The sequence below is a fragment of the Actinomycetospora sp. genome, from assembly GCF_055612215.1.
Genome location: NZ_JBVPVA010000568.1, coordinates 1 through 3,427, shown reverse-complemented (window position 1 = coordinate 3,427; position 3,427 = coordinate 1). Strand labels below are relative to the sequence as shown.

3 protein-coding genes are annotated in these 3,427 nt (G+C 78.1%); all 3 read right to left on the bottom strand.

The window, feature by feature from the left end:
• Positions 1 to 118: 118 nt before the first annotated feature.
• On the bottom strand, positions 119 to 1,615 hold the full coding sequence (locus AC0CYZ_RS15665; protein ID WP_472216919.1) for a potassium/proton antiporter: 1,497 nt from the start codon (positions 1,613 to 1,615) through the stop codon (positions 119 to 121).
• 85 nt (positions 1,616 to 1,700) lie between these two features.
• A complete protein-coding gene (locus tag AC0CYZ_RS15660; protein WP_472216917.1) occupies positions 1,701 to 2,519 on the bottom strand; it encodes a methyltransferase domain-containing protein in 819 nt (272 codons plus the stop codon).
• 24 nt (positions 2,520 to 2,543) lie between these two features.
• Positions 2,544 to 3,427 (bottom strand): hypothetical protein (locus tag AC0CYZ_RS15655; protein ID WP_472216915.1); only part of this gene is annotated, 884 nt, incomplete at its 5' end.

Sequence of the window (3,427 nt, the reverse complement as noted above, 5' to 3'; positions counted from 1 at the left end):
CGGCGCAGCGGGGTCGGCCGGCGCGGGCGGCGCGGGCGGCGCGGCGGGCTCGCCCTCCGGGGTTGCGCTCTGCACCCCGCCATCCTCCCCCGGACGGCGGCCGGCGCGTGCGGGGACCTCACGTCGGGCGGCGCGTGGGGGTGCCGCCGGTGTCGCCGCGCCACCGGGCCAGGCGCCCGGAGCGGTCGACCGCCCGCAGCCGCCGTTCCGCGGCGTCCCGGGCGGTGGCGGTGGCGACGACGAGGAGTTGGTCGCCCTCCTGGAGCCGGGTCTCGTCCTGCGGGGTGAAGCTGGCGCCGCTGCGCACGACGAGCGAGAGGCCGGCACCGTCGGGCAGCCGCAGCTCGCGGACGTAGACGCCGTGCATCTTCGAGCCGTCGGGCACCGTCATCTGCAGCAGGTCGGCCCGCACCGACTCCAGCGGGGCGGCGTCGACCTCGATCTCCCGCACCGTCGGAGCGGTGAGGCCGAGCAGGCGCGCGACGACGGGCAGCGTCGTCCCCTGGACGAGCGTGAGCACGACGACCAGCACGAACACCGCGTCGACGAGCTCGCGGGCCCCGGCGAGCCCCGTGGTCAGGGGCACGAGCGCGAGCACGATCGGCACCGCCCCGCGCAGGCCCGCCCACGACAGGAACGCCTGCTCGCGCCAGGGCAGCCGGAACCAGCTCACGCCCGCGACGACCGAGAGCGGGCGGGCGACGACCAGCAGGACGGCGGCGGCGATGAGCGCGGGGACGATCGCGTCGAGCAGGCGGTCCGGGGAGACGTAGAGCCCGAGGAGCACGAACAGCCCGATCTGGGCCAGCCAGCCCAGGCCCTCGGCGAAGGAGCGGGTGCCCTCGCGGTGCGGCAGGGCCGAATTGCCGAGCACGAGCGCCGCGACGTAGCAGGCGAGCAGCCCGGAGGCGTGCAACGACTGCACGAGGGCGTAGGCCCCGACGCAGACCGCGAGCGTCGCGAGGGGGTAGAGACCGGTCGCCGGGAGCGCTGCGCGGGTCAGCCCGGCGGCGCCGAGGCGCCCGAGCACGGCCCCCAGCACGGCGCCGACGGCGAGCTCGTAGACGACGAGCAGCGGGTCGGTCCAGGACAGGTCGGTCGGCGCCGCGAGCAGGACGACCGCGAGGAAGACCGGGGCGTCGTTGAGCCCGGACTCGAGCTCCAGCGCCCCGACGAGCCGCCCGCGCAGGCCGAGCCCGCGCAGCACGCTGAACACCGCGGCCGCGTCGGTCGAGGACAGCACCGCGCCCCAGAGGAAGCCGATGCGCAGGTCCAGCCCGAGCAGCCAGTGCAGCGCCAGGCCGGTGGTGACGACGCTGACCACCACCGACACCGTCGAGAGGGCGATCCCGAGGCCCAGGGCGGGACGCACGGTCGACCACCGGGTGGAGAGCCCGCCGTCGGCGAGGATCAGCACGAGCGCGGCGAGCCCGAGCATCTGGGTCAGGGCGGCGTCGTCGAACTGGATGCCCAGCCCGGACTCGCCGATCAGCACCCCGATCGCGAGGTAGAGCAGCAGGGACGGCAGGCCGACGCGCGTCGACAGCCGCACCGCGAGCACTCCGAGCAGCACGACACCGGAGCCGATCCCGAGGAGCACCGGCAGCCGGTCCACGCGCTCGCGACCCTCCCGTCCTCGCCCCGGCGGAGCGGATGATCCTACCGGCGCACCGACGGTGCCCGGGTCGATCGGTCCGGCGCTACGGACGCCACGTGACGGTGACGCGCTCGCGGGGCGGCCCGGTCAGCGGGTCGCCCGCCAGCGCCTCGACGACGTCGGGCACGCGCTCGGGCGGCAGGCAGAGCCGGCGGGTGACCCGCGCCGCGCGCACCTCCGGGTCCTCGGCCGGGCGCGGGTCCGCGGTCCAGCGTTCCACCTGCGGGTCGATCCCGAGCTCGGTGAGCACGGCGAGCGCGTCGTCGGCGGTGGGCGGGTCCGGCCGGACGAGGCCGTGGAAGCGTCCCCAGAGCGGGTCGAGCCAGGCCTGCGGGTGCTCGGCGTGCAGCTCCAGCACCACCCCGGTGTGCGCGGCGGCGGTGAGCCCGGCCGCGAACCCCGCGAGGTCGGCGGTGTCGTAGCCGACGTGGTGGCACAGGACGAGCGCGGCCGTCCCGGCGTCGGCCGCCGTGTCGGGCCAGCGGCCCAGGACCGCCTGGTAGGGCACGCCCCGGTCGAGGCAGGCCCCGACGAACGCGGCGAGCATGTCCGACGCGGGGTCGACCCCCACGACGTGGGCGATCTCGCCCGCCAGGGCCAGCGAGGCGGCGCCCGCCCCGCACCCGACGTCGAGCACGGTCCGGTCGGCGGCGTCGGGCACCTCGTCGAGCAGGGCCAGCGCCGCGCGCCGCGACGGGGTGTCCGGGGGGTCGGCCGCGGGCCGGAACCGCTCGGGGTCCTGGCGGTACGGGCTCGCCGGGGCGTGGGCCAGGATCTCCTCCGGCACCCGCCGGGCGTCCATCAGGGCCGTCCAGCGCGCGGCGGCGGTCTCCGTTCCGGTCGGCGTCTCCACACCGACCATCTGATCACGTCCGGGCGGCGGCGGTCAGCGGCGGCTGTCGGCGTGCTGCTCGGCGAGCGCCCGGACCGGCGTGCACCAGGAGCAGCCGGCGAACCCGAGCTCGAGGGCCTCGGAGACCGGGAGCGGGATCACCTCGCGCCCGAACAGGTAGCCGCACCGGCCGAGGTGGAAGTGGGGTTCCTCGTCGATGACGAGCACCTCGTCGGTGCGTGCAGCGACCAGGTCGAGGCTCGCGGCGTCCGGGTTCTCGTCCTCGGGCTCCGGGGCGCGTGCAGGGGGCGGGGTCCGCGGCGGCATCCCGCCGCCCTGGCCGGGTGCCCCGCCGTTGGGCGGCGGCCCGCCGTGGCCGGGTGCCCCGCCGTTCCCGGTCGGGCCACCGTGGCCGGCCGGCTCGTACGGCGGGACCTGCGTGGGCGCCTCGTCCTGCGCCGGGGTGTTCCCGGTCGAGAACAGGGAGCCCGGGGCGTCGGCGCGGCCGGGCGGTCCGTTCCCGTCGCGGGAGGACTCGGGGCCGCGCCCCTCGCCGTCGGGAGTGTGCGCGGACTCGGACCGCGACGCCTCCGCCGGCCCGGCCGGGCTCGAGGAGGCCGTCGACGCCGGGCCCTCGGGACCGACGCCCGCGTCACGCCGGGCGGACTCGAGGCCCTCGGCGGGCAGGCGCGAGGTGGCGTCCTCGTGCTCGTCGTCGTGGCCCGCGGCCGCGGCGGCGCCGAGGCCGGCCGCACCGAGGCCGGCCGCACCGACACCGGCGGCCGTCTCCGCGCCGCGGCCGTCATGCTCGCGCGGCGGACGTCCGGCGGGCGGGCCCTGGGGGTTCTTCGGGCCCTGGGGGTTCTGCGGGCCCTGGGGGTTCTGCGGGCCCTGGGCCGTCTGCGCGGTCCGGGGCTGGCCCGCCGCGGGCGGTGACT

Excerpts from the sequence above, each read along its gene's own strand:
- AC0CYZ_RS15660 (WP_472216917.1), bottom strand. The coding sequence starts at position 2,519 with ATGGTCGGTGTGGAGACGCCGACCGGAACGGAGACCGCCGCCGCGCGC.